Annotated in this window: 27 protein-coding genes; 14 read left to right on the top strand and 13 right to left on the bottom strand. The window is 55.7% G+C overall.

Annotated features, from left to right (window positions below; genetic code table 11):
* Positions 1-14 precede the first annotated feature (14 nt).
* Together ABLV08_RS09800 and ABLV08_RS09795 are read left to right on the top strand one after the other, a co-directional pair.
* On the top strand, positions 15-1,616 hold the full coding sequence (locus ABLV08_RS09800; protein ID WP_015368419.1) for an APC family permease: 1,602 nt from the start codon (positions 15-17) through the stop codon (positions 1,614-1,616).
* A gap of 11 nt (positions 1,617-1,627) precedes the next feature.
* Entirely contained in the window at positions 1,628-2,644 is a 1,017-nt protein-coding gene (locus tag ABLV08_RS09795; protein ID WP_126033947.1) for an Ldh family oxidoreductase, read from the top strand.
* A gap of 30 nt (positions 2,645-2,674) precedes the next feature.
* On the opposite strand, the gene ABLV08_RS09790 is transcribed toward ABLV08_RS09795, so the two are convergent.
* Positions 2,675-3,895, bottom strand: coding sequence for an amino acid deaminase (locus tag ABLV08_RS09790; RefSeq protein WP_348855789.1), 1,221 nt, complete (start codon positions 3,893-3,895; stop codon positions 2,675-2,677).
* Positions 3,896-3,938: 43 nt separating this feature from the next.
* Positions 3,939-4,118: a hypothetical protein gene (locus tag ABLV08_RS09785; RefSeq protein WP_042929906.1), complete on the bottom strand. Its 180-nt coding sequence runs from the start codon at positions 4,116-4,118 to the stop codon at positions 3,939-3,941.
* Here ABLV08_RS09785 and ABLV08_RS09780 point away from each other — a divergent pair.
* The 5 genes from ABLV08_RS09780 to ABLV08_RS09760 all read left to right on the top strand — a co-directional run bounded on the left by ABLV08_RS09780 (position 4,096) and on the right by ABLV08_RS09760 (position 9,081).
* Positions 4,096-5,535, top strand: a complete 1,440-nt coding sequence (locus ABLV08_RS09780) for a D-aminoacylase (RefSeq protein WP_015704304.1) — start codon at positions 4,096-4,098, stop codon at positions 5,533-5,535. The two genes, ABLV08_RS09785 and ABLV08_RS09780, sit on opposite strands and share 23 nt — an antisense overlap.
* A 10-nt stretch (positions 5,536-5,545) precedes the next feature.
* Positions 5,546-5,938 carry a RidA family protein gene (locus tag ABLV08_RS09775; RefSeq protein ID WP_015368415.1) on the top strand — a complete coding sequence of 131 codons (393 nt, stop codon included), beginning with the start codon at positions 5,546-5,548 and terminating at the stop codon, positions 5,936-5,938.
* 187 nt (positions 5,939-6,125) lie between these two features.
* Positions 6,126-7,613 carry a sodium:solute symporter family protein gene (locus ABLV08_RS09770; RefSeq protein ID WP_015704305.1) on the top strand — a complete coding sequence of 496 codons (1,488 nt, stop codon included), beginning with the start codon at positions 6,126-6,128 and terminating at the stop codon, positions 7,611-7,613.
* Between the two features lie 9 nt (positions 7,614-7,622).
* Entirely contained in the window at positions 7,623-8,495 is an 873-nt protein-coding gene (locus tag ABLV08_RS09765) for a 2-dehydro-3-deoxygalactonokinase (RefSeq protein ID WP_047041252.1), read from the top strand.
* Positions 8,482-9,081, top strand: coding sequence for a 2-dehydro-3-deoxy-6-phosphogalactonate aldolase (locus tag ABLV08_RS09760; RefSeq protein WP_045365382.1), 600 nt, complete (start codon positions 8,482-8,484; stop codon positions 9,079-9,081). Before ABLV08_RS09765 ends, ABLV08_RS09760 begins: the two co-directional genes overlap by 14 nt.
* Here ABLV08_RS09760 and ABLV08_RS09755 read toward each other — a convergent pair.
* Positions 9,078-9,941, bottom strand: a complete 864-nt coding sequence (locus ABLV08_RS09755) for a MurR/RpiR family transcriptional regulator (protein WP_045379739.1) — start codon at positions 9,939-9,941, stop codon at positions 9,078-9,080. The two genes, ABLV08_RS09760 and ABLV08_RS09755, sit on opposite strands and share 4 nt — an antisense overlap.
* Before the next feature lie 93 nt (positions 9,942-10,034).
* A complete protein-coding gene (locus ABLV08_RS09750; protein ID WP_348855787.1) occupies positions 10,035-10,568 on the bottom strand; it encodes a GNAT family N-acetyltransferase in 534 nt (177 codons plus the stop codon).
* Positions 10,569-10,600: 32 nt separating this feature from the next.
* Between ABLV08_RS09750 and ABLV08_RS09745 the strand changes: the two genes are divergently transcribed.
* Positions 10,601-11,416 (top strand): GNAT family N-acetyltransferase, encoded by an 816-nt coding sequence (locus ABLV08_RS09745; protein ID WP_015368409.1) that lies wholly within the window; start codon positions 10,601-10,603, stop codon positions 11,414-11,416.
* Between the two features lie 27 nt (positions 11,417-11,443).
* Here the strand turns inward: ABLV08_RS09745 and opgB are convergent, their stop codons facing one another.
* From opgB to ABLV08_RS09715, 6 genes are all read right to left on the bottom strand, one after another.
* Positions 11,444-13,735, bottom strand: coding sequence for a phosphatidylglycerol--membrane-oligosaccharide glycerophosphotransferase (gene opgB / locus ABLV08_RS09740; RefSeq protein ID WP_348855786.1), 2,292 nt, complete (start codon positions 13,733-13,735; stop codon positions 11,444-11,446).
* Between the two features lie 256 nt (positions 13,736-13,991).
* Entirely contained in the window at positions 13,992-14,483 is a 492-nt protein-coding gene (locus tag ABLV08_RS09735; RefSeq protein WP_015368407.1) for a DUF2501 domain-containing protein, read from the bottom strand.
* 65 nt (positions 14,484-14,548) lie between these two features.
* Complete coding sequence (gene dnaC, locus ABLV08_RS09730) at positions 14,549-15,286, bottom strand: DNA replication protein DnaC (RefSeq protein ID WP_015368406.1); 738 nt, start codon at positions 15,284-15,286, stop codon at positions 14,549-14,551.
* 2 nt (positions 15,287-15,288) lie between these two features.
* On the bottom strand, positions 15,289-15,828 hold the full coding sequence (gene dnaT, locus ABLV08_RS09725) for a primosomal protein DnaT (RefSeq protein WP_015368405.1): 540 nt from the start codon (positions 15,826-15,828) through the stop codon (positions 15,289-15,291).
* An 85-nt stretch (positions 15,829-15,913) separates the two neighbouring features.
* Positions 15,914-16,387 (bottom strand): threonine/serine exporter, encoded by a 474-nt coding sequence (locus ABLV08_RS09720; RefSeq protein WP_015368404.1) that lies wholly within the window; start codon positions 16,385-16,387, stop codon positions 15,914-15,916.
* Positions 16,378-17,154, bottom strand: coding sequence for a threonine/serine exporter ThrE family protein (locus ABLV08_RS09715; RefSeq protein WP_058679941.1), 777 nt, complete (start codon positions 17,152-17,154; stop codon positions 16,378-16,380). The genes ABLV08_RS09720 and ABLV08_RS09715 overlap by 10 nt, the downstream gene beginning before the upstream one ends.
* A 270-nt stretch (positions 17,155-17,424) precedes the next feature.
* Between ABLV08_RS09715 and pobA the strand changes: the two genes are divergently transcribed.
* The 4 genes from pobA (at position 17,425) to bglJ (ending at position 21,126) form a co-directional block, all read left to right on the top strand.
* A complete protein-coding gene (gene pobA / locus ABLV08_RS09710; protein ID WP_032709830.1) occupies positions 17,425-18,609 on the top strand; it encodes a 4-hydroxybenzoate 3-monooxygenase in 1,185 nt (394 codons plus the stop codon).
* Positions 18,610-18,633: 24 nt separating this feature from the next.
* Positions 18,634-19,503: a helix-turn-helix domain-containing protein gene (locus ABLV08_RS09705; RefSeq protein ID WP_015704314.1), complete on the top strand. Its 870-nt coding sequence runs from the start codon at positions 18,634-18,636 to the stop codon at positions 19,501-19,503.
* Positions 19,504-19,762: 259 nt separating this feature from the next.
* Positions 19,763-20,485 (top strand): response regulator transcription factor, encoded by a 723-nt coding sequence (locus ABLV08_RS09700; protein ID WP_015704315.1) that lies wholly within the window; start codon positions 19,763-19,765, stop codon positions 20,483-20,485.
* Positions 20,446-21,126, top strand: a complete 681-nt coding sequence (bglJ, locus tag ABLV08_RS09695) for a DNA-binding transcriptional activator BglJ (protein WP_032709832.1) — start codon at positions 20,446-20,448, stop codon at positions 21,124-21,126. Before ABLV08_RS09700 ends, bglJ begins: the two co-directional genes overlap by 40 nt.
* Before the next feature lie 8 nt (positions 21,127-21,134).
* Here bglJ and ABLV08_RS09690 read toward each other — a convergent pair whose 3' ends face one another.
* On the bottom strand, positions 21,135-21,593 hold the full coding sequence (locus ABLV08_RS09690; protein ID WP_032709833.1) for a YbaK/EbsC family protein: 459 nt from the start codon (positions 21,591-21,593) through the stop codon (positions 21,135-21,137).
* A gap of 336 nt (positions 21,594-21,929) precedes the next feature.
* On the opposite strand from ABLV08_RS09690, the gene ABLV08_RS09685 reads away from it, so the two are divergent.
* Positions 21,930-23,273, top strand: a complete 1,344-nt coding sequence (locus ABLV08_RS09685) for a PTS sugar transporter subunit IIC (RefSeq protein ID WP_032713269.1) — start codon at positions 21,930-21,932, stop codon at positions 23,271-23,273.
* Positions 23,274-23,310: 37 nt separating this feature from the next.
* On the opposite strand, the gene fhuF is transcribed toward ABLV08_RS09685, so the two are convergent.
* A complete protein-coding gene (gene fhuF, locus ABLV08_RS09680) occupies positions 23,311-24,099 on the bottom strand; it encodes a siderophore-iron reductase FhuF (protein ID WP_213192516.1) in 789 nt (262 codons plus the stop codon).
* Positions 24,100-24,211: 112 nt separating this feature from the next.
* Complete coding sequence (locus ABLV08_RS09675) at positions 24,212-25,258, bottom strand: GGDEF domain-containing protein (protein ID WP_015368393.1); 1,047 nt, start codon at positions 25,256-25,258, stop codon at positions 24,212-24,214.
* Positions 25,259-25,524: 266 nt separating this feature from the next.
* On the opposite strand from ABLV08_RS09675, the gene ABLV08_RS09670 reads away from it, so the two are divergent.
* Positions 25,525-25,764, top strand: a complete 240-nt coding sequence (locus tag ABLV08_RS09670) for a DUF1435 domain-containing protein (protein WP_032706671.1) — start codon at positions 25,525-25,527, stop codon at positions 25,762-25,764.
* The last annotated feature ends 75 nt before the right edge of the window (positions 25,765-25,839 follow it).

The raw sequence follows: 25,839 nt of genomic DNA, 5'->3' as shown, positions 1-25,839 counted from the left end.
GCAAGGGCATCACCATGACCATTCACTCTACGCATAACAGTCAAACCCGCGTTGCAGAGTCGGGTAAGTTTAAAAAACAGCTGACCCTAACCGATCTCACCTTTATCGGCCTGGGGGCAATTTTCGGCTCCGGATGGTTATTCGCCGCCAGCCACGTCGCATCCATCGCTGGTCCGGCCGGGATCGCATCGTGGGTGATCGGCGGCTTTGCGGTGCTGCTGCTGGGGATTGTCTATTGCGAGCTGGGGGCGGCGCTGCCGCGCGCCGGCGGCATTATTCGCTATCCGGTCTTTTCCCACGGCGAGCTGATGGGCTATCTACTGGGGTTCATCACCCTGATCGCTTTCTCCAGCCTGATCTCGATTGAAATTGTCGCCGCCCGGCAATATGCCGCCGCCTGGTTTCCGGCGCTGACCCAACCGGGCTCCAGTTCGCCGACGCTGCTGGGGTGGGTGGTGCAGTTCTTGCTACTCTGTTTCTTCTTTGCGCTTAACTACTACAGCGTTAAGACCTTCGCCCGATCGAACAACTTCATCAGCGTGCTCAAGTTTCTGGTGCCGCTGCTGGTGGTGGTGACGCTGTTCGCCTTCTTTAAACCGGAGAACCTGCACGCTCAGGGGATTGCGCCATTCGGCATGTCCGGGGTGGAAGCGGCGATCAGCGCGGGCGGAATTATCTTCGCTTATCTGGGACTGACGCCGATTATCTCGGTAGCCAGCGAAGTACAAAAGCCGCAGCGCACTATCCCTATTGCGTTGATTTTATCAGTGGTGCTGTCGACGATTATCTACGTGCTGCTGCAGCTGGCGTTCCTTGGCAGTATCCCCACCGAGATGCTGAACGGCGGCTGGGCCGAGGTGAGCAAACAGTTCTCGCTGCCGTATCGCGATATCGCCATTACCCTCGGCATGGGTTGGCTGGCCTTTATGGTGATAAGCGATGCGATTATCTCCCCGAGCGGCACCGGCAATATTTATATGAACGCGACGCCGCGGGTGATCTACGGCTGGGCGAAGGCCGGTACTTTCTTTAAGGCCTTTACCCATATTGATAAAGCGTCCGGGATTCCGCGCCCGGCGCTATGGCTGACCTTTGGGCTGTCGATTTTCTGGACGCTGCCGTTCCCCTCCTGGGAACAGCTCATTAGCGTGGTATCGGCAGCCCTGGTGCTGAGCTACGCCATCGCCCCGGTAACCGCCGCCGGGCTGCGCCGCAACGCGCCGGATCTGCCGCGGCCGTTCCGCGTGCGCGCCTTCGGCATCATCGGCCCGGTATCGTTTATGATCTCGGCGCTGATTGTCTACTGGTCCGGCTGGAATACGCTCTCGTGGCTGTTGGGGCTGCAAATCGTGATGTTTGTCGTCTACGTGATGTGCAAAGGTAAGGTGTCGGAACATACCGTGAGCCTGGCGCAGCAGGTGAAGTCTTCGCTGTGGCTGATCGTTTTTTATGCGTTGATTATCCTCTTTTCCTGGCTGGGCAGCTTCGGCGGGCTTAATGTTATCGGTCACCCCTGGGATACGGTGCTGGTGGCGGCGATGTCGTTGGGGATTTACTACTGGGGCGCGCGCAGCTGCCTGCCGCAGGCTAACTTTAGCGGAGACGAAGAAGAGTAAAGGAGAACAGTATGGAGTCGGTAACTCTATCGTTACCTGAAGCTTATGACCTGGCGCTGGAGGTACTCAGCGCCAATGGATTTAGCGCCGACCACGCGGCGGCCATTGCACGTAATGTGGCCGCCGGGGAGCGCGACGGCTGCGCTTCCCACGGCCTGTGGCGGCTGTTGGGCATTGTCGATACCTTGCGTAAAGGTAAGGTATCGCCTGATGCCGAGCCGCAAATCCACGATCAGGCGCCGGCGATTGCGCGGGCGGACGCCGGCGGCGCTTTTTCGCTGCTGGCCTACGAGCGCGCGCTGCCGTTACTGCTGGAGAAGGCGCGGCACAGCGGGATTGCGGCGTTGGCGATTAACCGCTGCGTCCATTTTTCCGCGCTGTTTGCCGATATTGAGCCGTTGACCGAGGCAGGGCTGGTGGGGCTGGCCTGCACGCCAAGCCACGCCTGGGTCGCCCCGGCGGGCGGCACGCGTCCGCTGTTCGGTACCAATCCTATCGCTTTTGGCTGGCCGCGGCGGGACAAACCGCCGTTTATTGTTGATATGGCGACCAGCGCCGCGGCGCGCGGCGAGATCCAGCTGCATCAGCGCGCCGGCAAAGCGCTACCTGAAGGGTGGGGAATCGACAGTCAGGGACGGCCAACGACCGATGCCGCAGAGGTGCTGAACGGCGCGATGTTAACCTTTGGCGGCCATAAGGGCTCGGCGCTGGCGGCAATGGTTGAGCTGCTGGCCGGGCCGCTTATTGGCGATATGACCAGCGCCGAATCGCTGGCGTGGGATAACGGCGCGGGAGGTCTCCCTTACGGCGGCGAGCTTATCCTGGCGCTGGATCCGCAGCGCTTTCTCGGCACGCAGGCACAAGAGCAGCTGGAGCGCGCCGAAACGCTGTTCAATGCGATGCAGGATCAGGGCGCGCGGCTGCCGGGCGAGCGGCGTTTCGCCTGCCGCCGGCAGAGTGAGCGGCAGGGGGTCGCCATCAGCCGTTCATTGCATGATGAGATTTGCGCCTTGCGCCAGGGTGGGTAAGGCGCGAAGCGCCGCCACCCGGGATGCCTGTCAAAACAGCGTGTCGAGCTCGTCCAGCACGTTGTAGTCGTCATCGACCAGCAGCAACGTCTTCCACTTATCAAAGGTCAGACAGGGGTGCGAGGTGCCGAACAGCAGAATATCGCCGACCTGCACATCGCTGCCTGGCGCCAGGCGCAGCATGCAGTGCTGATCCATGATGCCGGTGCTGACGATCGACTCCGCGCGCAGCGCTAACTGCTGGCCGTTACGATAATGGGCGATCGGCTGCGGCAGCCCGGCGTCGAAAGCGCAGTCGCGCTTGCCGAAATTCACCACCGCGCGATCCGCCTCAGGCACCGATTGCACCATCGCCATCAGCTCCAGCGCTGATGTAAGATCGCCGGCGAGATCGCAGGCAATCGGATCGCGGGCGATCAGCTCTTGTTGTGCGAGATCGTAGATCCCGCGATCGTGGGTGATATAACAGCCAGGGCGGATGACGATACGGCAGCGGCGCGGTTTTGCCGCCGCCAGCCAGATGTTGCACACCACGTCATACCAGACGGTGCCCGCGCCGGTGAGAATAAATTCGCCGTCAACCAGCGGCTCCATGCGGCAGGCAAGCGCCGCGGCCTGTTGTAACAGCGCTTCCACCTGCGGTTGCGGATCGTCGCCGTGCAGCACCCCTTCATACAATTCCAGTCCGCGTAGCCGTAACCCCGGCAGATCGCTTACCCGCTGCGCCAGCGCCAGCGCGTCATCAACGCTACGACAGCCGCAGCGCCCGCCCGGCACGCCAAGTTCAATCAGCACATCCAGCGTTTGTCCCTGGGCTGCGAAGAATGCGGAAAGGGCGCGCACGTTGGCCTCGCTATCGACGCAGCAGATAAAATCCACTGCCCGATAGTGGGCTTTTAGCTGCGCGACCACCTGCATATTGGCCTTGCCGACCAGCTGATTAACCATCAGGACGCGTTGGATGCCGCTGGCCATCGCCGCGCTGGCCTGCCAGGCGCTACCCACGCCAATCCCCCACGCTCCCGCTCGCTGCTGCGCCTGAAAAATCCATGGCGTCATTGTCGTTTTACCATGCGGCGCCAGCGACACGCCGCGGGCGTCGGCGTAACGCTGCATCCATGAAATATTATTTTCCAGCGCCGACTTTTTTAGCAGCGCGGCGGGCAGACAGACCTCTTCCGCCAGCAGATTAGCCGGCGCGGACATGAGGGCGGATTTGTGCGGGATGAGCGGTGCTGAATGGTATTTCATAACACTATCCTTTCAGGGGTTATAATCGGTTAGTCTCTTGGTATCATTTATAACTATTTGATAAATATATTTTTAATATAAAAATGTTATTCGTTTTGAATAAAAGTATCACAAAATGATCTGGGTTTTGCGTAGTTTTCCACTGTTTTTTGCGCTTGTAAATGGTTAACTTATCGGCATGTCGAAAGGGAGTAATTGCTATGAAAGTTGACTGGCTTTTCAAAAACGTCACGGTGATCGATGGGAGCGGCGGGCCGCAATACCGTGCTGATGTGGCGGTGAAGGGCGACCGAATAATGGCTATCGCCCCGGCGCTGGATGTCGCGGCGGAGCAGGTGATTGATGGCCAGGGGCGGGTACTGGCGCCGGGCTTTATTGATGTGCATACCCATGATGATATCAACGTTATCCGTATGCCTGAGTACTTGCCGAAACTCAGCCAGGGGGTGACGACGGTGATCGTCGGCAACTGCGGGATCAGCGCGGCGACCGCTACCATGCGCGGGGAAGTGCCGGACCCGATGAATCTCCTCGGCGAGCAGCAGCACTTTATCTATCCCACCGTGGAGGCTTATGCCCACGCGGTGGAAGCGGCGCGACCGTCGTTGAACGTCGGCACGCTAATCGGTCACACCGCGCTGCGCAATAACCATATGGACGATCTGTTTCGTCCGGCGAGCGAGACGGAAATCGCCGGTATGCGCGTACAGCTACGCGATGCGCTGCGCCAGGGAGCATTAGGGCTCAGTACCGGGCTGGCCTATGCCAGCGCCTTCCAGTCGACTACCGAAGAGGTGATGGCGCTGGCGGAAGAGCTGGCAGCCGGGAAGGGCATCTATACCACCCATTTACGTTCAGAGTTTGAGCCGATTCTCGAGGCGTTGGATGAAGCCTTCCGCATCGGCCGCCACGGCAACGTGCCGGTGGTGGTTTCGCACCACAAGTGCGCCGGGGCGAAAAACTGGGGGCGTACCAAAGAGACGCTGGCGTTTTTCGATGAGATGCGCCAGCAGCAGGATATCGCCTGCGACTGTTATCCCTACTCCGCCAGCTCGTCGACGCTGGATATGAAACAGGTGACCGATGAGTTTGATATCGTGATCACCTGGTCCGAAGCGCAGCCGGAGCAGGCGGGGAAAACGCTGCAGCAGATCGCCAATGAGTGGCAGGTGAGCCTGCACGACGCCGCGGCGCGGCTGATGCCGGCGGGCGCTATCTACTACAACATGGATGAGCAGGACGTACGGCGAGTGATGCGCTATCCGGTCACCATGATTGGCTCTGACGGGCTGCCGAACGATCCGATGCCGCATCCGCGCCTGTGGGGCGCCTTCCCGCGGGTACTCGGCCACTATAGCCGCGACGAGCAGTTATTCCCGCTGACTACCGCGGTACACAAGATGACCGGGCTGTCGGCGGCGCGCTTCCAGTTGGCGGATCGCGGGCTGGTGAAAATTGGCTACTTTGCCGACCTGGTGCTGTTTGACCCGCAGACGGTGCGCGATGTCGCCAGTTTCTCCGACCCGAAACGACCGGCGGACGGCATTGAGGCGGTGATGGTCAACGGCGTGATGAGCTACGGCAGTGATAAGAAAATTACCGGGCGGGCAGGGCGTTTCCTGCGCCGTCGGATGGACTAAGGAGTTGAGTATGAGTATCAAACGTTATGGCGTAGAAGGCGGTACCGGCACCGGCGGTCAGCATCTGCCGTTTGCCCGCGCGGTGGAAGCCGGCGGATGGCTATATGTCTCCGGGCAGACGCCGATGAAAAATGGCGAAGTCGTAGAAGGCGGCATCGTCGAACAATCGCGGCTGGCGATCCAGAACTGCGTCGACATCATGAGCGAAGCCGGTTACGGCCTGGCGGACGTGGTACACGTGAAAGTGATCCTCACCGACGCGCGCTATTTCCAGTCGTTCAATAAGGTATTTCGCGAGTTCTTTGGCGATAATCCGCCAGCGCGCATTTGCTGCGTGGCGGACCTGGTGGTGGATTGCAAAGTTGAAGTGGATGTGACCTGTTTTAACGCTGCGCGACAATAACGCCTGACGGCAAAAAAATAATTCCCTCCCTTTCCGGGGGGGATCATCAAAAAAATGTGATATCGGCACCAGAGTGAATAAATAAATCGGTGCCACTGGGTTCGCTATGCCTTTTTTCAGGCATGGTTCCTGTTAACTCATAATATTCAGCGGCACGAATATTATTTATTACGTCTGGATGTGAGCCATGAATAATATGTCATTTATGATTTGGTTTTCCGTTTATGCCTGCGCGATGATTACTTTAGGTTGGTACGTTTCGCGCAAACAGAAAACCGGCGAAGACTTTTTACTTGGCGGTCGTTCGCTGCCGATGATCCTCACTCTCGGTTCGACGGTCGGCACCATGGTGGGGACCGGCTCCAGCGTCGGCGCCGTCGGCTTTGGCTACAGCAACGGCTGGGCCGGGATGCTTTACGGCCTCGGCGGCGCGGTGGGGATCCTGCTGGTGGCATGGTTATTCGCACCGGTACGTAAACTTCGCTTCATGACCATGAGTGAAGAAATGTCGTATTACACCGGCGGCAGTAAAATTATCAAAAACCTCGTCGCGATACTTATTTTTATTGCCTCTATCGGCTGGCTGGGGGCGCATATATTAGGCGGCGGATTATATCTGGCGTGGGCCAGCGGCATTGATATTAATGTCGCGAAAATTATTATCGCGCTGGCTTTTGTGGTTTATGTCGGTATCGGCGGCTATTCCGCGGTGGTGTGGATCGATACCATTCAATCGATCGTGCTGTTCGTCGGCTTTATTTTAATGGCGGTGCTGGCGGTTCATCACGTTGGCGGCTGGAGCCATATTCAGCAGGCCGTCGATCCGGCGGCGCAAAGCCTGTTCGCGGTCGATAAATTAGGCGTGTTGCCGGCGCTATCATTGGCGATGGTGATCGGCGTCGGCGTGCTGGCGACGCCTTCTTATCGCCAGCGTATTTACTCGGCGAAGACCGTCTCCTCGGTGCGCCAGTCCTTTACCATTACCGGCCTGCTGTATCTGGGCTTCTCTTTCCTGCCGGCGATCATCGGTATGGCGGTATGGACCATGAACCCGCAGCTGGAAAACAGCGGCTTCGCTTTCTTGTTTGCCACTCAGGTGCTGCCGCCGGTGCTGGCGATGGCGATCCTGATTGCCGGGATGTCGGCCAATATGTCTTCCGGCAGCTCTGATGCCATCGCCGCGGTGTCCATCATGCTGCGCGACCTCTACACCCTGGTGACCGGCCATATGCCCGCGCCGGAGAAAGCGATTCGCCTGTCGCGGATCTTCCTGGTTCTGGTGATTGCGCTGGCGCTGCTGTTTGCGCTGACCTCCAACGACATCATCAGCTATATCACCAAAATGATCTCGATGATTATGTCCGGCATGTTTATCTGCACCATGCTTGGCCGTTTCTGGACACGCTTTAACTGGCAGGGCGCGGTCGCTGCGCTGGCCGGCGGCGCCGGGGCATCGGTTGCGGTGCTGGTGGATAGCGACTGGCTGGCGTTCTGGGGCAACCCGTGTATTCCGGCGGTACTGACGAGCCTGGTGGCTTCGGTGGTGGTGACGTTACTGACCCCGGCCAGCAGCCTGAGCCGCGAGCAGGCGCTGGAAATGATTACCCGCGAGCGTGAAAGCCGCCCAACGCCGCCGCCGCTGCCGATTGGCAAACGTCATACCTCACGCGGGTAAGGGGCCATCATGAACGAGTATATTGCCGTCGATTGGGGCTCTACGCAGCTGCGGGCATGGCGGATGCGTGATGGCGAATGCATCGACCAGCTGAAGCTGCCCTGCGGCGTCACGCGCCTGAACGGGCAGCGCGCCGAAGCGGTATTTCAGCAGCAGCTGGCGCCGTGGCGCGGCGACCCCGCGCTGCCGGTGGTGATGGCGGGCATGATCGGCAGTGATGCCGGCTGGCAACCGGTGCCTTATCTGGCCTGCCCGCTGGCGCTGGAGGCGCTCAACGGTCAGTTACATGAGGTGGCGGAAAACGTGTGGATCGTGCCGGGGCTGAAAGTGGCGCAGGCCGCAGATTACGATGTGATGCGCGGTGAAGAGACTCAGTTGCTGGGCGCCTGGCAACTGATGCCCGCGGAGTGTTACGTGATGCCCGGCACCCACTGCAAATGGGTGCAGGTGCAAAACGGCGTGGTGCGCCAGTTCGCCACGGCGATGACCGGCGAACTGCATCACCTGCTGCTTAACCATTCGTTGCTCGGCCAGCAACTGCCGGTACAACAACCCGATGACGCCGCTTTCGCTCTCGGTATGGAAAAAGGGCTAACTCAGCCGGCGCTGCTGGACGGGTTATTCAGCGCTCGCGCCGCGCGGGTGTTAGGCGCGCTGGCGGCGGCTTCGGTGAGCGATTATCTCTCCGGGCTGTTGATTGGCGCGGAGGTGGCGACCTTTAGCGAACGCTACCGCGCCAGCCGCGTGGTGCTGGTTGGTGAGCACTCGCTCAGCGCCCGTTATCAGCAGGCGATGGCGGCGCGTGGGTTAGCCGTTTCCTGTTGTTCCGGCGAGGCGGCGTTTCTTTCGGGTATAGCGAGGATGATTGATGGACAAGGTTAAACTGGTGGCGATTTTACGCGGTATTCAGCCTGGTGAGGCGGCGGAGCATATCGCCGCGCTTATCGAGGCGGGTTTTCGCTATATTGAAATTCCGCTTAACTCGCCGGACTGGCAGCAAAGTATTCCGGCGATGGTGCGCCAGTTTGGCGAGCGGGCGGTGATTGGTGCGGGGACGGTGCTGAAGGTTGAACAGGTTGATTTTCTGGCTGAAGCCGGGGCGAAACTTATAGTGACGCCCAATACGGCCCCGGCGGTGATCCGCCGCGCGGTAGATAAGGGGATGTTGGTGTGCGCCGGCTGCGCGACGGCCTCCGAGGCATTTAGCGCGCTGGATGCCGGGGCGCAATGGCTGAAAATCTTTCCGTCATCGGCATTCGGCCCGGACTATATCCGCGCGCTGAAAGCGGTGTTACCGCCGGAGGTGCCGGTGCTGGCGGTCGGTGGCGTGACGCCGGAAAACCTGCACAGCTGGCGTCAGGCTGGCTGCGCGGGGGCAGGGCTAGGCAGCGATCTCTACCGCGCCGGGCAGCCGTTGGCGCGTACCCGCCAGCAGGCGCAACGCTTTATCGCCGCCTGCGGCGATTAATCACCGAGCGGCAGTCGGTCGACGCCGTCGCGGTGGTCGTCGAGCGCCAGCTTAATGCGGCGCAGGCGGTCTTTCGCCTGCGGTTTATTGGCCATCGCCAGCTCGGTGGCCAACACATCCACCATCGCCAGCATCGCATAGCGTGAGGCGCTGGGCTTAAAGATATAGTCGTTTTCGCTCACCAGAAGCGGCAGCACGATATCGGCCTGCGCCGCCAGCGGCGTTTCCGGCGGGGTAATAGCGACAATTTTCGCCCCGTATTGCCGGGCGATAGCGGCGCTTTCGATCATCTCTTTGGTATAGCCGCCGAGCGACAGCACAATCACCACATCTTTCGCCGTCACCGCCGAACTCATCATGCGAACCAGCAGGCCGTCGCTCTGGCTGACTACCGGCAACCCGAGGCGGAACAGGCGATACTGGATCTCCTGCGCGCAGATGGTCGAGCCGCCGCCCATACCCAGCGCAAGCACCTGGCGGGCGCCGCTAATCCATTCCACCGCGCGTTTCAGCGCCGCAAGATCCAGCGCCCGGCGGTTGGTTTCCAGTACGCTGATGATCGATTCATAAATTCCCTGTACGCCTTCCAGATCCGGCACATCGAGAATAAAGCGCTGACCAATGGCCAGCGACTGGGCGAGCTTCATTTTCAGTTCGCGCACGTCTTTGCAGCCCAGCGCACGCGCAAAGCGCGTCACCGATGCCTGGCTGGTGTCGGTCAGGCGCGCCAGTTCGGCAATCGGCATTTCCGCCGCGGCGGCGACGTCGTCGAGAATAAACTGCGCAATGCGCTTTTCGGTCGCGGTCAGCGCCATAAAGCGGTCGGTGATGCAGGAGATGATATCGATCGAGTAGGCCATTCCGGGTATCAGGTTATGTATTAGGTTATGTATTGGGAATGGTACTTTGTACCATATGCCGGTGACAAAATCAGCGCGGCGCCTCTCGCGGCGCTAAAAATCAAGGCGCATCGCGCAGCGGGTTTCCGCCGTCAGGCCGTGCTCCGTTTCCAGCGCGCGTTTCGCCGCCAGCCCTTCGGGTAGGTGTAGTTCATTGAGGATGGTGAAGCCCAACCGGGTATAAAATGGCGCGTTCCACGGCACCTCGCGAAAGGTGGTGAGCGTCACCGCCGGGAAGCCGTCGCGGCGGGCGTTGTCGATAGTTTGGCTAAGCAGGGCGCGGCCAATACCCTGGCCCTGCCACTGCTGATGGACGGAGATTTCTACAATAAACAGGGCATCGTCCAGCGGCTCGCTCAGCAGGAAACCGACGGGCCTATTGTGCGCGAGCGCCAATAGACTGTGGCCGGTTTCCAGGTATTGCCGGTGCTGTTCAACGCTCATTACCGGGCTTTCCGCCAGCCAGGCGAAAGCGGGAATGCGCGCAAAGGATTGGGCCGCCGAACGTTCCAGCGCGGGCAGCTGCGGCAGATCGCCTTCTTCAGTCAGGCGAAAAGTGATGGTGGGGTTTATAGTGTTAGTTTTCATCGCCTCAGCATAGCAGCCTCAGGGAGAAATGCATGGAGTTCACCGCCGTTCCTGCCGTCCAGTTTAGCGGCGCGCAGTTGACTACGATTTTGAATGACTGCTTTGCCGATTATCTGGTGCCGGTGTCGATGTCGGTAGATCTGTTTGTACAGCGCTTTAGCGCCGAAGGGTTAAACCTGTTGCAGTCTAAGGTGTGGCTGGCAGGAGATGAACCGGCGGCTATCGGGCTCATCGCTCGCCGCGGGCGCGATGCGCGGCTGGCGGCTTTTGCTATTCATCCCGGCTTTCGCGGCAAAGGACGAGGGCGACAATTGATGACCTCGCTTATCGCCGATTTACGCGCTCAGGGCGTACAGCGAATGTGGCTGGAGGTGATCCGCGATAATCACCGGGCGGTGGCGCTGTATCAGTCATTGGGCTTTACCGTGCGTCACGGGCTGTGCGGCTATCTCAGCGCGGGGCAAGCGGAGCCGCGTGAATCCAGCCTGGATGAGTATGATTTGCTGAGCCTGCTGCGTCATGCAAGCCTGGAGCTGGAAGGGCAACTGCCGTGGCTGCTGGATCCGCTGACCTTTATTACCTTGCCCTGTCGGGCGTTGACGCTGCAGCAGCAGGCCTTCGCCGTACTGGCGACCACCGCCAGTAAGCCGCAGCTACAGTTTTTATGGCTGACGCCGGCGGCGCGCGGACGCGGGCTGGGGCGGGAAATGCTGCTCGCGCTGGCTCAACAGTTTCCGGGATTAAGCACTTCGGTGACCATCCCGGAAACCTTCACGCCGCTGTTTAAATCGGCGGGCTATGCGCCGCTGGCGCTGCAGCAGTACGAGATGTGCCTGCGCTTGAACTAGCCCGGCGCAGACGCCGGGCCGCAGGCGTTAACCTTCGCGACTGACGATTTTAATGTCGACCATACCAATGCCCAACTGGCGCGGCGCGTGGCCGACAATATTGCCTTCGTTGGTGGACTGGGGCTCCGGCGGAGTGATTGTTAAGGTGTTGCTGCGCGCCGGATTGTCGAAATGCAGCGTCGTCGTGGTCACTTCATTGGCTAAAGTAAGTACTTGCTCGCTTTTCCCGACGCGCACCGGTATTGGCTGGTTGGCGTTCGGGCCGAAGGCTTTGGCGGTGATCACCAGATCGAATTTTTCCGGTAGCGGTTTTTTATATTCAATCTTCACCTCGTCACCGAGTTGGGCATTAGACCAGCGTCCCCACAGCTCAGGCCGCGAGATGCCGCTGAACTGTTTGACCTCTTCCGGCGCGCCGGCGACATTAAACACAAAGCTATCGGCTTTGTAGCGAATATCGTTATCGACAATTTTCAACGTATCGACGTTGCCTTTATAGCGCTCCATATCGATGACGGTATCTTTAAAGGCGGTTTTGCCCTGCCACTGCGGCTTATCGACATGCTGTACTTTTTGTTCGCCGCCCAGTTGACCCTGAGAGACGCACCAGTCGGTGGACAGCGCCAGTTCCGGCCGCCACAGTTGGCCCATCTTGTAGCAGCGGTCGACCCATACGAAGTTGTCGCGCGGGGCGAAATCCGCCAGTTGGAAGCGTAGCGGCGCGGAATATTCGCTTTCCGGAATCGGCTCGACGCGCTGATCAGAGACCCGCAGCAGCAGCGGCAGACGGAAGTGGCTACCGGAGAATGCGATCATGTTCTTCTGCGAGTCGATGCTGAAATTCTTCATCTCTTTCGGGAAATTCCACAGACGAATGACGTCCGGTTTCCATGCCAGCACTTTCTCTTTCATGTTCATGAAGATAGTGGAGAGCGACTCTGCAGAAAGGCTGCTGCGGCCAAGGCCGATATAGTTATCGCCGCCGAGAATATCCAGCACCGTTGCGCCGTTATCCATGGTATTACGCTTCACGGCCAGCACATCCTGTTGAGGCTGGTCGCCGCGCAGGATAAAGAACAGGTTGCTGCGATCCTGTTTGTTCAGATAATCCCAGGCGGTGTTCTTCATCGCCAGATGATCGGACGAAACCACGATGACCGTATTTTTGAAGTACGGCGAGGCCTTAATCTTTTCAATCAGCGCGGCGATGTGCTCCTGGCTACAGGCCACGGCGCTGAAGGAGAGGTTCTTTTTGCCATCCATGTCATAGCGTTTACGCTCGCAAGTGCGTGAGATAAAGCCGTCAGGGTGGTGGGTATCGACGGTGAGAGCGAACAGCGAAAAGCGTTTGCCGGATTGGGAGAGCGCTTCGAACTTTTTCCACGTTTCGTCGAGCACGGTGTCGTCGTAGAAGCCCCAGTCGTTGCGGTAGGACGGGTCAGCCACCGTTGTTTTCAGCTCTTCCGCGCCGTACAGGTGATCGAAGCCGTGAGATTTGAGGAAAACGTCTTTACCAGCAAAACGCAGGTTGGCGCCCTGCACAAAGTAGTTTTCGTAACCGGAGTTTTTCAGGATATCGCCGAGACAGATATTTTGCGGAAAGAAGCTGGATACCGCCGCGGAAGCGTTGCCTTCGAACGGCGCGAACAGCGGAATACCGCACTGGGAAGCGACCATGCCGGCGATGGTGTAATCGGTGCCGGGAAGCTGCGCGGTGTTGCTGAAATCCAGCCCTTCGCTTTTGATTTTACCCAGTTCCGGCGTTAGTTCGGGGAAAGCCTCGTTATTGAAATAGGTGCGTTCCAGGCTCTCGCCGTAGATATAGACCAGATTCAGCTGCGGATTGTTGATGCTTTTCGACGGCTCTTTGTAGTAGGCCGCGAAGTCCGGATCGCCATCGCGGGACTGCGATTTCACGAGTTCGGTGATTTGGCGGAACGCCGGGCTGGCGTCGACGGAGGCCAGCGCCAGTACCAGCGCAATCAGGCTGTAGCCAAAGTGATGCGGATGATGCCGGCGACGGCGTAATATCCAGCCGAGAACGCCAAATACGGCGACCAGCGCCAGCACCAGACCGATACCCGGCAGAATATATTTACTGACGCCCGCGCCGGTCAGGCTGTTGGTCAGGGTATAGAGTACCGCATCGTTAATACCGTCGCCGGTGAAGTAGTCACTGGCGTAAAGGGTGATATTAAGCACAACAAACAGCCCCAACACCGCCAGGGTGGCAGAGAACCACCAGGTGTTGCGACCGGCTTTCCAGGCATAGATCACCACCGAGGCGAGAAACAAGGCGATGGATAACAACTCTGACACAGCTAACCCTCGTATGCGCCAGCGGCGGGCTGGCCGGATAGATCGATTTTCACGCTACACTGTAATGGCAGCGCCTTTCTGCTGCAATTGTAGTGTCATGAAAGTGTGCTGTGATTCAGAATTGGTTTAGAAAGCGTCTTTTTTGTACGATGTCTCATCCTGTCGTCACGGGGAAAACAGGAGCAGAAAAGTAAAAATAGCGATTGCGGCCGCGCTGGCAACGCTAAAGCGCCAAACGCGGCATCGGCGGGGAACTTTAAGACAGGAAGTTAACGCCCTGTTTCAGTACCAGGTCACAGGCTTTGGTCTTCACTTTTTCAGCCAGCGGGCTGCTGCCGAGAGTGTTCAGATTCAACTGCTGGCCGTTATTACTGCTCAGCAATCCCTGTAGCCCTTCCAGATAACCGGTATCCTGTTTCTGTTTCTCCGGCGTGCTCAGGCCAAGCTTATCCAGTACCTGGTTTTTAACGTTGTCGGCGTTGGTGACCGAGGTCAGTTTTTTTTGCGCGCAATAAGAGAGAACGCCGGCGGCATTGTTCATGCTGCTGGAGGTGAGCGCCTGGTTGCCGCCGTTGAGCAGGCTGGTTAAGGACGACATCGACATACCGCCGCCGCTTTGCTGGGAGCTGCTGCTGAGCTGGCTGGCGGCGCTATTGAGCGAGTCCTGCCAGGAGGCGGCGTAGGTAGGGGCCGCCATCAACGCGCCGGCTGCGATAGCGGCGCAAAAAGCTGTCTGCAAAGATTTCATAAACGTACTCTTCGTCGTTACTTAAGAATCTCTTCAGTATAACGCCGCTTGCGCTCGGAAATCTCTCAATACTCTTTACCGGTAACGCGATCGCGGTAGCTATCCCAGGTGAAGTTCACCCACAGGCTATTGCCAAGGCGCATGCGATCCATAACGCGTTCGCCGAGCAGTTTGTTCATTTCATCCATGGTACTGTTAGTCAGCATGCCGGTTGGGCGTTTCGAGGAGGAGCGACGATCGACAATCTGGTTGATAATCACTTTCTCGTAGCGTGATTCGGTTTGCATACCGATTTCGTCGATAACCAGCAGATCGACCCGGCTCAGGTCGCTGAGCAGTTGCTCTTCGCTGGTTTCCCGATTACCAAAGGTATCTTTCATCGCCGACATAATATCGGCGACGGTGATGATTAATACCGATTTACCGCGCAGCAGCAGCTCGTTGCAGATAGCGGCGGCAAGATGATTTTTACCGGTGCCCGGCTTGCCGGAGAAGATGAAGCTCGCAATATTGCCGTCAAACTCTTCAACGTACTGGCGGGCGCGGGACAGGGCGATCATCTGCCCGTCGTTTTCGACCCGGTAATTATCGAATGAACAGTTCTGATGTAATGGACGGATCCCGGAGCGATTAAAGGTGCGCTGCATTTTCATCGCCCGATTTTCCCGCTCCAGCGCCTCTGAACGCAGCCTACCTTGCTCTTTTTGCCAGGCTAACAGCTCTTCGCCGGTTTTAAACGCCGGTTGCACGTGGGCTGGCATCATTTTTTGCAGGCGCTTCATGAGATCGCCAACGTTTTTCATGCTCATCCTCGGAAACCTCGCGGGATCTGGTTATCGGGTTCGCTAATAGCGTTCACATCGCGCTTCGGCTGCCCGCCGTTGCTGGCGCGGCCGATTTGCACGCTACGCGCCAGCTTCTGCTGCCACTGCACGTGGTGGAAAACTTTGCCTTCTGCCTGCCAGTAGGCGACAAAGGCGGCCAGTTCTTCCGGGGTGACCGGCTGCGTCAGGGCGATACCCCACAGCGCCGCCAGACGCTGAAAATCGGCATCCGGCTGCCAGCCGGCATACATGGCGAATTTTCCCATCGGCACGGCGACGGGCGCGGCGCTCGGCTCATCAAAGAACTGCGCATCCAGCGCGATATCGCTGGTGGGGCGCGCCAGTTTAGCTTCCAGCTCCAGCAACTGCGCCAGGCGCTCCGGCGTCAGCGCGTAAAACGCCGGGGCGTTATTGGCAAATACGGCGACGGCGCCGCTGGCTGATTTTTGCAGCCTGGCCGCGTGGTTCTCGACGAAATCGTCAAGACCGCAAAAGTCGGTGGTTAAAATTCGTGAAGACATAACGCTATCTCAACTCTGAACAGCAAAGAGTGGGGGAATTGCTGACATAGTAGCATAGTGCGAGGCCAGGAAGCAGCGCTGGCGGTTACACGCGCGGGCGTTTGCGATAGAGCCACAGACCGGGAATAGACAGCCCGATAGAGAGCGCCCCGACGATGGAGGAGGCTTTTAAAAAGTTGCTCAACAGCATAATCATCATCTCTTCGGAGTAACCAAAATGGCTGATTTTGACGGCTGAGATCATCGCCGTATAGGCCGAAATCCCAGGGAACATTGGGATCACCGCGGCGACGGTAAATATCTTCGGATGCGCCAGATACCAGCGCGACCACTGAATGCCAATACTGCCGACCAGTAACGCGGCGAGAAAGGTAGCCCATTCTATATTGAAGCCTGCGCTCATCATCACCATCCGCGAGCCGTGGCCGATAGCGCCCAGTAACGCGCACCAGCGCAGCGCGCGCTGTGGGACGTTGAACACCATCGCAAAGCCGACGGCAGGGATGGCCGCCAGCGCCATATCCTGCACCAGGTCGAAAAGATAAGAGATTATGCCCATCCGCGTAGCCCCCACATGGTCATTGCCATTACCACCCCGATACAGGTCGCCAGCGTCAGCAGGCTGGCGATCGCCCAGCGAGCCAGCCCGGTATTGATATGGCCCTTGAACATATCGGCCACGGCGTTAATTAACGGAAAGCCGGGAACCAGCAACAGCACGCTGGCGGCCATGGCGACAGTCGGCGTCTCGCTAAATGCCGGCAGACGCAGCATCAGCCCGGAAATGGTGGTGGCGACAAAGGCAGTAATGCAGAAATTAATCTGCGGATGCATGGAACGGTGGGTTAGCAGTTGGCGAATATACATGGCGACGGTACTGGCGAAGAAGGTAACCACCGCGCCATCCCAACCGCCATTGTTCAATTTACAAAAGCAGGCGCAGGAGAGGCCGACCATTAATACCAGTAGCCAGCGCGGGTAGCGTAAGGGTTTGATCTGCGAGAAGCGCTTCTCGACGTCTTTGTAATCCAACAGCTTATGTTCGGCCATGATCACAATATGCTGTACCTCCGTCACCACATGCATGTTAATTCCGCGATCGCTGTTTTTACGCGTGGAGGTGAGACATTCGCCGTCTTTAATCGTGGTGAGCACGATCGCATTAGAGGAGATAGCGCTTTCAACGCTATCCATACCTAACGCCCGCCCGAGGCGGGTAGAAAGCTCCTCAACCAGCGCGCTTTCCGCACCGTGCTGGAGTAAGTAAAGGGCACACTGGATGCACAACCGGGTGACGGCGCGCTGCTCTGATTTATCTGCCTGCATAAGTACCTGCTGTCCGCGTCTCTATTGATACTTGTACCTGAACTCCACCCCGTTGTGCGGCGTGCCGGATCAAACAATGTGCAAAAATTGCTCCATCAATGGCGTTGGCTGAAATTTGAACCGCGCCACACTTTCACCACTTCGTTGGAAAGTGCAATTTTTACCGCCATTCATCCCTTCTTTTTCCCGTTTGAGTTATCAAAAATGCATCTGTGAACTTTTAATAAACAAAAAACAAACAAATAATTAACTTTCGAGAGCGAGTACCCTATGAGAACACAGGTTGCCATTATTGGCGCGGGCCCTTCGGGGCTACTGTTAGGCCAACTGCTGCATAACGCTGGTATTCATACCGTCATCCTTGAGCGTCAGAGCGCGGAATATGTGCTGGGACGTATACGGGCGGGGATCCTCGAAAACGGTACCGTCGAGCTATTGCGCGAAGCGGGGGTAGCAAAGCGAATGGATGCGGAAGGGCTGGTTCATCATGGCGTGGAGTTTTTATTTGAAGGCCAGCGGGTACCGGTACCGCTCAGCGAGTTGACCGGCGGTAAAAGCGTGATGGTCTACGGCCAGACCGAAGTCACCCGTGACCTGATGGCGGCAAGACGCGACAGCGGCGCGCCGATTATTTATGGCGTTAGCGAGGTGGCAATCGAGGATGTTAAGAGCGACCGACCGGTGGTCTCTTACGTGAGCGGCGGCGAAAAGTGTCGCCTGGAGTGCGATTTTATTGCCGGTTGCGATGGTTTCCACGGCGTTTCGCGGCAAAGCATTCCACGTGACATTCTCAAAGAGTATGAAAGCGTGTGGCCGTTTGGCTGGTTAGGTTTGCTGGCGGACACGCCGCCGGTAAATCCGGAGCTGATTTACGCCCATCACGAACGGGGATTTGTATTATGTAGTCAGCGCTCACTCACTCGCAGCCGCTATTATCTGCAGGTGCCGTTAAGCGATAACGTCTCGGCATGGTCAGATGAACGCTTCTGGAATGAGTTAAAGCGGCGTCTGCCGGAGGATCTGGCAAGTAAGGTAGTGACTGGTCACTCACTTGAGAAAAGCATTGCGCCGCTGCGCAGCTATGTCGTCGAGCCGATGCAGTATGGCCGGCTATTTCTGGTCGGCGATGCTGCGCATATCGTACCGCCAACCGGCGCGAAGGGGCTTAATCTGGCGGCGTCGGATGTCAATTATTTATGGCGGATCCTGCGCGAGTATTATCGCCATGGCCGTGCGGACCTGCTTGCGAGCTATTCGCGCTTCGCTCTCGACCGCGTATGGAAAGGGGAGAGATTCAGCTGGTTTATGACTCGCCTGCTGCATGACTTCCCTGAACAAAGTGATTTCGATAAAAAAATGCAGTCCGCCGACCGCCGCTACTATCTGGGGTCTCGCGCAGGGCTGACGACGATTGCCGAAAATTATGTGGGTTTGCCGATGGAGCAGGTAACGTAACGGCTAACGAAAACCGGAGATGCCATGTCGACCGCAAGTACGATCCCTGTTTTTAAATTATATGGCGAAGAGCGCGGTTGGCCGACGCCGGATCTGCTGCATTGTGAATCCATTTTGCAGCGCAGCAGCCTTTATGAGTGGCATATCCGCGTGCATCAACATGCCGAAATGGTGCAGCTATTGTATCTGCACAAGGGGCGCGCTGAAATCGAAGTTGAGGGCGCGACGAGGGTCATGACCGAAGCCTGTATTCAGGTTGTGCCGGCATTATGCATTCATGGCTTCCGTTTTTCCCCCGGTACTCAGGGATTTGTCCTGTCGCTTTCACTGCCGCTGCTGAGCCGCTTTGAAAGCCAGTTTGGTCGAACGCTTGATGTGCTATCACAGCCGCAGTGCGTGGCGGTAAAACGCTCACGCGGCCATATTCACTCGCTGTTTACCGCTTTGCGTGAAGAGTACTGCGAGGAGCATGATGCGCGAGAAATGATGCTGCATTCGCTGCTGGGGGCGCTCCTGGTCTGGTTAAACCGCCAGTGTCAGCCGACATCGGTGACAGAAGACAAAGCCGAACGTAAGCGCAGCGTCATGCGCCATTTTTCCCGCCTGATTGAAAGCCATTACCGGGAGCATCTGCCGCTGGCTGAATATGCAAAGCTAGTGGGGCTTTCCACAACGCATTTAAATTATTTGTGTCGTGAATTTCATGGCTGCAGCGCATTAGGCGTCTTACATCGACGCTTAATGTTAGAAGCGCGGCGTAACCTGCAATATACCAGCATGACCATCACACAACTTTCTGATTATTTAGGGTTTACTGACGCTGCTTATTTTTCGAGATTCTTTCGGCGATATAGCGGAATCTCGCCAAAAGCATTTAGGAAAGAAATTAAATAAGTTATTTATTTAATTCTTAAGGTAATTTTTCTAATGAGGGCTTTAATTTTTTCTAATTTATTGATGGCATCATTTTGTGTTAGGGTAAATCGTTGGTGAGAGTAATAGTTATATATCCCTCACGGTTATGGAATTAACTTCAGGGCGTGCATTATGCCCACCAGGGACGATAAAGATTCAGTAGGTGAAATAATATTATAGTAGCCATTCATCCGTCATTTATTTCGGGTGTGAATCTTTGACAGGATGCGGAGGTTTTATGTTGCCAGGACAAGGTAAATTTGGCGTCATTATTAGTAGAATACCGGTTATGCAATCCGGCCTGAAGGCTATTTTAAGGGAACATCTTCCTGATTACGAACTAAGTTTCTGTGGTTCGCAGGATGAACTCACGTTACTGCAGCTTCGCCGCGCCGTACTGGTCGTCGTTGACCTCTCCGGACACATTGAACGCCCGCGAGATATTTGTGAGCATTATTATTCGTTAATGAATCAATACCGGGATATTCACTGGATTTTTATGGTTGGCCACTCCTGCTTCCCTTTGGCAGTCGAGTTTCTCATGCGGCCGGAGAGTTCGCTGATTTCTGATAGCGAGCCGGTAAGACGTTTCATTGAAGTCATCCGCGCCGGCAAACTTTCTGCTGAGAGAATTAGCCAGACACTTTTTTCACCCGAGATGGATAACTTAGGTGATGACGCTGGCGAGACGGTCATCTTAACTTTTTCAGAACGCAAAGTTTTGCGGCTTCTGGCAAAAGGGTGGGGAATTAACCAGATTGCTGCCTTGTTGAAAAAGAGCAATAAAACGATAAGCGCGCAGAAAAATAGCGCCATGCGCCGACTTTCGTTACGCAGTAATGCAGAAATGTATGCCTGGATCAATAGCGCTCAAGGAATGAAGGAACTGAATCTGTATTCAGCCTATGGAGATAACACGGAATGGAAAAAAATCTCACAACACGATGTGTCGCTATCGTAGAAAAATGCGCAATGACTGAGACGGCGCTTCGTTACATTTTAAGTAACGATGCGGGTAAAAGATATAGCATTCATTTTTATAAAGATACTCAGGCTCTAAAGCGCGAATTCGCTTCCAAAAACTTTATTGCCGTTATTTTTTCTCTTTCCGGTAGCAGGCGTATTCGTCTGGAAAGCCTGCTCTTCTTACACGAGATTGCGCAAACTCGTCCCGAAATACAGCGAATCGTACTGGCGGATAATACGGCGGAAATGCGTCTGATCAGCCATCTGACGCCATCAAGCCCGCAAACTATCCTCAATAAATCATCTTGTCTTACTCGCCTGCAAGAACGTTTACTGCAGCTAATTGAACAGGCGCCGCTGGACAAAGAAAGTATTCTCAATCGCAGCTATAGCTCCTGCGGGCAAATTCTTAGCCCAACCGAGCATACGATCCTGCGTTACATGACTTACGGCTATTCACTGCCCGAAATAGCCACCCGGCTTGATAGAAATATCAAAACCATTCGCGCGCATAAATTTAATGCAATGACCAAACTGGGTGTGAACTCTGACATTGGCTTGCTCAGCGCGGCAGACATTCTGCTGTGTCTGCCGGCTAATAATGACGACGGCCGGGGAATGCGCCTGGCGCAATAACTGGCAATCTACAGGCAGACGTCGACCCAGTCGGCTTCTGTCAGTTGCGCCATACGTTCAGGCGAAATTCGTACCGCGCTATGAATTGCCCCCGCTGCCGGCAGAACTTCGGAATACTGCTTGAGCGAGACATCACAATAAACCGGCAGTGGATTTTCCAGGCCAAACGGGCAGACGCCGCCGACGGGATGGCCAGTCAGCGTAACAACTTCATCACTACTAAGCATGCGCGCTTTCGCCCCGAAAGCGTCTTTCAGTTTTTTATTATCAAGCCGGGCATCACCTTTGGCGACGATCAATATAACCTGGTCTTTTACTTTTAAAGATAAAGTCTTAGCGATTTGCCCCGGTTCGACCCGATGCGCGGCGGCGGCAAGCGCAACGGTCGCCGTACTTTGATTCAATTCGATGATTTCAATATCGGGGGCATGTTCAGCAAAAAACTGCCTCACGGACTGCAGACTCATGGGGTTCTCCTGATAGTTATCCGCTTAAATCTGTCACAAGGCCGGAAATCTGTAAATATTGTCGATAGATAATCAGGAATTATTCTGATTTCTGGATCTTCTTCACAATCACCGCAACCGGTTACTGTAACCGGTTGCAGTATGGCGTTCGTCGATGAATACTGACAAGGTAACTCCCTGTAGCAAAGATAACTAACAGCCGCGCGTGAGATATTTCTGCTGACAATATGGCGACCTTTAATTCCGATTAGCCACTGTCGATACGTAGTTAATTTCAGCATAGCGGCAAGATTACCGTTGTTGGGCCTGTTTCGATAGCCTGTCAGGAGGGCTGCTATGTCTGCTAACCATGCTGCGTTTAATCTGATATTTCGCTTTGTAGAGAATTATATAAGCCCCGTTGCCGGGCGCATTTCTTCGCAGCGCCACGTCATGGCTATTCGTGACGGATTTATCTCGGCCATGCCGTTTATGATCGTGGGTTCCTTTCTCTTAGTCTTCGCTTATCCGCCTTTTTCGCCGGATACTACCTGGGGCTTCGCCCGCGCCTGGCTGGATTTGGCTAAAGAGTTCGAAGGACGCATTCTGACGCCTTTTGATATGACCATGGGCATCATGTCCATTTATATCTGCGCGGCGATTTCCTACAACCTGGGCAAGCATTATGAAAAGGCGCACCAGCTCGATCCTTTCATGTGCGCCATGCTGTCGATCATGGCCTTTCTGCTGATCGCAGCGCCAAAAACCAATGGCAGTCTGCCGGTTGATAGTCTGGGCGGTACCGGGATATTCACTGCCATCCTGGTGGCGATTTACTGCGTGGAGATGATGCGATTCCTGAAGGCGCACAACATCGGGATTCGTCTGCCGGATCAGGTGCCGCCGATGATTAAAAACTCTTTCGATCTGCTGATCCCGGTCCTGGTAGTGGTACTGACGCTCTATCCGCTGAGTCTGTTTATCCAGCATCATTTCGACATGCTGATCCCGCAGGCCATCATGGCTATCTTTAAACCGCTGGTATCCGCCGCGGATTCATTACCGGCCATTCTGCTGGCAGTGTTGATTGGCCACCTGCTGTGGTTCGCAGGGATTCACGGGGCGGCGATTGTCTCCGGCATGCTGCAGATGTTCTGGCTCACTAATCTGGGGATGAACCAGCAGGCCCTGGCGCAGGGCGCGCCGCTGCCGCATATTTTTATGGAAGCGTTCTGGACGTTCTTCATCGTTGTCGGCGGTTCCGGCGCAACCATGGGGCTGGTGTTCTGCTATCTGCGCAGCCGTTCCGCGCATTTGCGTTCTATCGGCCGTTTAAGCGTGGTGCCAAGCCTGTTTAACATTAACGAGCCGGTTATTTTCGGTACGCCTATCGTGATGAACCCGGTATTCTTTATTCCGTTCCTGCTGGCGCCGGTGGTTAACGCGGTGATTGCCTGGGCGGCCATGAAGTTGGATCTGATCGGTCGTGTTATCTCCGTCGTGCCGTGGACGGCGCCGGCGCCGATTGGCGGCGCATGGGCGTTGGGATGGGATTTCCGCGCGGCGATTCTGGTCGTTGTCCTCGCTTGCGTATCGGCTATCATCTACTTCCCGTTCTTTAAAGTGTACGAAAAGCAACTGCTGGCGCAGGAAGCTGAAGAGGCGCAGCGCGCGGCGCAGGAGAACGAGCAGACCGCATAAAATGACAACGGGCGGCATATTGCCGCCCGTCAGGTAATTACTTTAACGTGCAGTCGCCGCATTGTTGAACGTCCGGCAGGCGATAACGCTGACAGCAAGTTCGGCGTACCAGCAGCCCTTCGCGCAGGACTACCGTTCGCCACAGCGGGTTATCCTCGCCACTGGCCTGCTGTTTTGCAAAAAAACAGTGTTGACGTAGCGTGTTCACCTGCTCGTCGCCAAGCAGATTTTTCATTTCACCGAGATACCAGTTAATCAGATAGCCGGTATTGCTCCAGATAAGCTTACCGTTAATGTCGCCGGTAGCTTCCAGCGCTTCCACCACCGGTTTCAGGGCTTTATTGACCAACATATCCATACGCGCTTGCGCGGGAAGCATCAACGCATCATGGTCGGCATGCACGTCAATCCAGAAGCAAGCCGCGCGCCCGCTTTCATGGAATTCAACGCGAAAATGCTCCGGTTCAAGGCTAATTGCCTGTTCTTCCGTAAGCAACGCCAGCATTAGCGGCGGCACCAGCAGGCCGATATACCACTGCGCCCACAGTGAAAGCAGGGGTTTTTGTTCGCGCGGTTGGCTGGGTTGGTGACGGTAAATATGGTCGGAATAGGTGGACAGTAATGAGCTAAGGGACGTTGGTCGTGACCATTCCGCGAGGGTTAGAGCAAACGGGGGAGCTTCTTCATCCAGACGCAGGAAATCCAGTAGATGCGGGCGTACCGCAGCGATCTTTTCCCGTACCGCATTCGCCAATGCATGCTCGACGGGCGCAAGCGGCGCACGCCAGATGATGTCATCGCTGAAGGAGAAGGTACGGTAAGCCATCAGATTTCCAGATACAAATCTAAATGATAATGATTGCTGATACTAGTTGTTCGTTGCAGGGAGCGCAAGCGATTTGTCAGCGCCGCATATCCCTCGCGGCGGGCTGGAAGCGTTAGTTGACGAGAATGATATTACGTCCCTGGTTTTTGGCTTCATATAGCGCGCTATCGGCGCGTTTTATCGCACTGTCGATGTCGCCACTCACCAGAGGGGTCATCCCGATACTGATAGTGACATGAGTGGCGACGCTTTCGTTAAAACGATGCGCGATTTTTAAATCGTAAACCCGTTGGCGAATACGCTCTGCTGTCTGGAAGGCGGATTCCGCCGAGCTGCTGGTCAGCACCACCATAAACTCTTCACCGCCAAATCGAGCGACGATATCGCGTGAACGCACGGAATTACGAATCGCCGCGGATACCTGGATTAGCGCCTGGTCGCCCATCATATGGCCATAGTTATCGTTGTAGGCTTTGAAATGGTCAATATCCAAAAGCAGGATGAAATGTTCGCAGGTATCCACTGCCAGGATGTTATCCATCCGGTTTTGCAGGCCACGGCGGTTATACAGGCCGGTTAATGGGTCAAGCATACTGAGATCGTTCAGGGTGTTACGCTCTTGCAACAGTTTATCCATTAGCCCTTGGGTAAAATTATCGCTGCGCTTTTGCATAATGTTTTGCAACGTAATTCCAGCAACTGGCAGGACAAAGCAGTAAAACATCCGCATCCACTGTTCGCCGCCGGCCAGTACCAGACACACCATAAAAGTCGGTAGCGAATGTAGAGTAAAGGCAATGATATTGTTAGAAAAAGCGATAGTTCCAATAAACAGGATGCTTAATAAGGCAATAACCAGAAAGTTAAAATGTGGAGGTGGTAACAATGAGGCTTTTATTACGATGTGCCAGGCCCATAGCATGCCAAATAACAGAGAAATAACAGGAATATTTATTTTCTGTTTTGGAAATTTCCAATTCCATAACAAGAACCCCAGGCTGGCGGCACAGATCAGCGAACTCGGCAGCGTGACGGTGACAATGGTAAACAGCGGACTGAGGAGCGACAGAGCGGCAGAAACACAATTAAGTAATAAAAAAAGTCGTAAGGAATACTGATATTTTTGCTCGTAATGAGCCCGCCAGGTTTGTGCAGTCATATTGGTACTATCATTATTAGTAGTTAAGTTTCAAGATGATGGCTGCCAAAGGGGGAAAAATATAAAACAACACGTAATATAAGGCTATCTGCGCAAATGATCAGACAATGTAATATATAGATTTAATTTGCTTAATTTATCATCCCAGTGAATGTATGTCATTACTCCTGAATGCAAGAGTAATAAAAGTTAAACTCTCCGGCATGACAAATGATAAGAATTATCATATGATATTGGTTATCATTATCGTTGTGAGAGGCGAAACCATGTTGCAGCGAGCTTTAGGGAGTGGTTGGGGAATTCTGCTGCCGGGCGTACTGGTGATGGCGTTAGGCATGATTGGCCTGCCGGTGGAAGCCTGGCGCGTGATGATTGTGCTGGGGTTACTACTATCGGCGGCAATGATCTGGCACCGTCAGTTACGTCATTTCGTACTGTTGCCGTCAAGCGTAGCGCTGGTCAGTGGAATAATGCTGATCATGTTGAATTTGAAGCTGATGGGATAAAACAGAGAAGGGTAAGAATATTGGTGCGAGGGGGGGGACTTGAACCCCCACGTCCGTAAGGACACTAACACCTGA

The sequence above is a fragment of the Klebsiella sp. CN_Kp088 genome, assembly GCF_040064335.1.
GTDB lineage: Bacteria > Pseudomonadota > Gammaproteobacteria > Enterobacterales > Enterobacteriaceae > Klebsiella > Klebsiella aerogenes.
The sequence above is the reverse complement of the archived record's forward strand: the minus strand, read 5'-3'. Positions and strand labels throughout refer to the sequence as shown.

Excerpts from the sequence above, each read along its gene's own strand:
- ABLV08_RS09760 (WP_045365382.1), top strand. The coding sequence starts at position 8,482 with ATGGACAAGGTTAAACTGGTGGCGATTTTACGCGGTATTCAGCCTGGT.
- ABLV08_RS09700 (WP_015704315.1), top strand. The coding sequence starts at position 19,763 with ATGTTGCCAGGACAAGGTAAATTTGGCGTCATTATTAGTAGAATACCG.
- ABLV08_RS09750 (WP_348855787.1), bottom strand. The coding sequence starts at position 10,568 with ATGAAAACTAACACTATAAACCCCACCATCACTTTTCGCCTGACTGAA.
- ABLV08_RS09795 (WP_126033947.1), top strand. The coding sequence starts at position 1,628 with ATGGAGTCGGTAACTCTATCGTTACCTGAAGCTTATGACCTGGCGCTG.
- dnaC (WP_015368406.1), bottom strand. The coding sequence starts at position 15,286 with ATGAAAAACGTTGGCGATCTCATGAAGCGCCTGCAAAAAATGATGCCA.
- ABLV08_RS09690 (WP_032709833.1), bottom strand. The coding sequence starts at position 21,593 with ATGAGTCTGCAGTCCGTGAGGCAGTTTTTTGCTGAACATGCCCCCGAT.
- ABLV08_RS09800 (WP_015368419.1), top strand. The coding sequence starts at position 15 with ATGACCATTCACTCTACGCATAACAGTCAAACCCGCGTTGCAGAGTCG.
- ABLV08_RS09715 (WP_058679941.1), bottom strand. The coding sequence starts at position 17,154 with ATGCAGGCAGATAAATCAGAGCAGCGCGCCGTCACCCGGTTGTGCATC.
- ABLV08_RS09675 (WP_015368393.1), bottom strand. The coding sequence starts at position 25,258 with ATGACTGCACAAACCTGGCGGGCTCATTACGAGCAAAAATATCAGTAT.
- ABLV08_RS09775 (WP_015368415.1), top strand. The coding sequence starts at position 5,546 with ATGAGTATCAAACGTTATGGCGTAGAAGGCGGTACCGGCACCGGCGGT.
- ABLV08_RS09735 (WP_015368407.1), bottom strand. The coding sequence starts at position 14,483 with ATGAAATCTTTGCAGACAGCTTTTTGCGCCGCTATCGCAGCCGGCGCG.
- bglJ (WP_032709832.1), top strand. The coding sequence starts at position 20,446 with ATGGAAAAAAATCTCACAACACGATGTGTCGCTATCGTAGAAAAATGC.
- ABLV08_RS09745 (WP_015368409.1), top strand. The coding sequence starts at position 10,601 with ATGGAGTTCACCGCCGTTCCTGCCGTCCAGTTTAGCGGCGCGCAGTTG.
- pobA (WP_032709830.1), top strand. The coding sequence starts at position 17,425 with ATGAGAACACAGGTTGCCATTATTGGCGCGGGCCCTTCGGGGCTACTG.
- ABLV08_RS09720 (WP_015368404.1), bottom strand. The coding sequence starts at position 16,387 with ATGGGCATAATCTCTTATCTTTTCGACCTGGTGCAGGATATGGCGCTG.
- ABLV08_RS09790 (WP_348855789.1), bottom strand. The coding sequence starts at position 3,895 with ATGAAATACCATTCAGCACCGCTCATCCCGCACAAATCCGCCCTCATG.
- ABLV08_RS09770 (WP_015704305.1), top strand. The coding sequence starts at position 6,126 with ATGAATAATATGTCATTTATGATTTGGTTTTCCGTTTATGCCTGCGCG.
- ABLV08_RS09765 (WP_047041252.1), top strand. The coding sequence starts at position 7,623 with ATGAACGAGTATATTGCCGTCGATTGGGGCTCTACGCAGCTGCGGGCA.
- dnaT (WP_015368405.1), bottom strand. The coding sequence starts at position 15,828 with ATGTCTTCACGAATTTTAACCACCGACTTTTGCGGTCTTGACGATTTC.
- ABLV08_RS09780 (WP_015704304.1), top strand. The coding sequence starts at position 4,096 with ATGAAAGTTGACTGGCTTTTCAAAAACGTCACGGTGATCGATGGGAGC.
- ABLV08_RS09685 (WP_032713269.1), top strand. The coding sequence starts at position 21,930 with ATGTCTGCTAACCATGCTGCGTTTAATCTGATATTTCGCTTTGTAGAG.
- ABLV08_RS09755 (WP_045379739.1), bottom strand. The coding sequence starts at position 9,941 with ATGGCCTACTCGATCGATATCATCTCCTGCATCACCGACCGCTTTATG.
- ABLV08_RS09705 (WP_015704314.1), top strand. The coding sequence starts at position 18,634 with ATGTCGACCGCAAGTACGATCCCTGTTTTTAAATTATATGGCGAAGAG.
- fhuF (WP_213192516.1), bottom strand. The coding sequence starts at position 24,099 with ATGGCTTACCGTACCTTCTCCTTCAGCGATGACATCATCTGGCGTGCG.
- ABLV08_RS09670 (WP_032706671.1), top strand. The coding sequence starts at position 25,525 with ATGTTGCAGCGAGCTTTAGGGAGTGGTTGGGGAATTCTGCTGCCGGGC.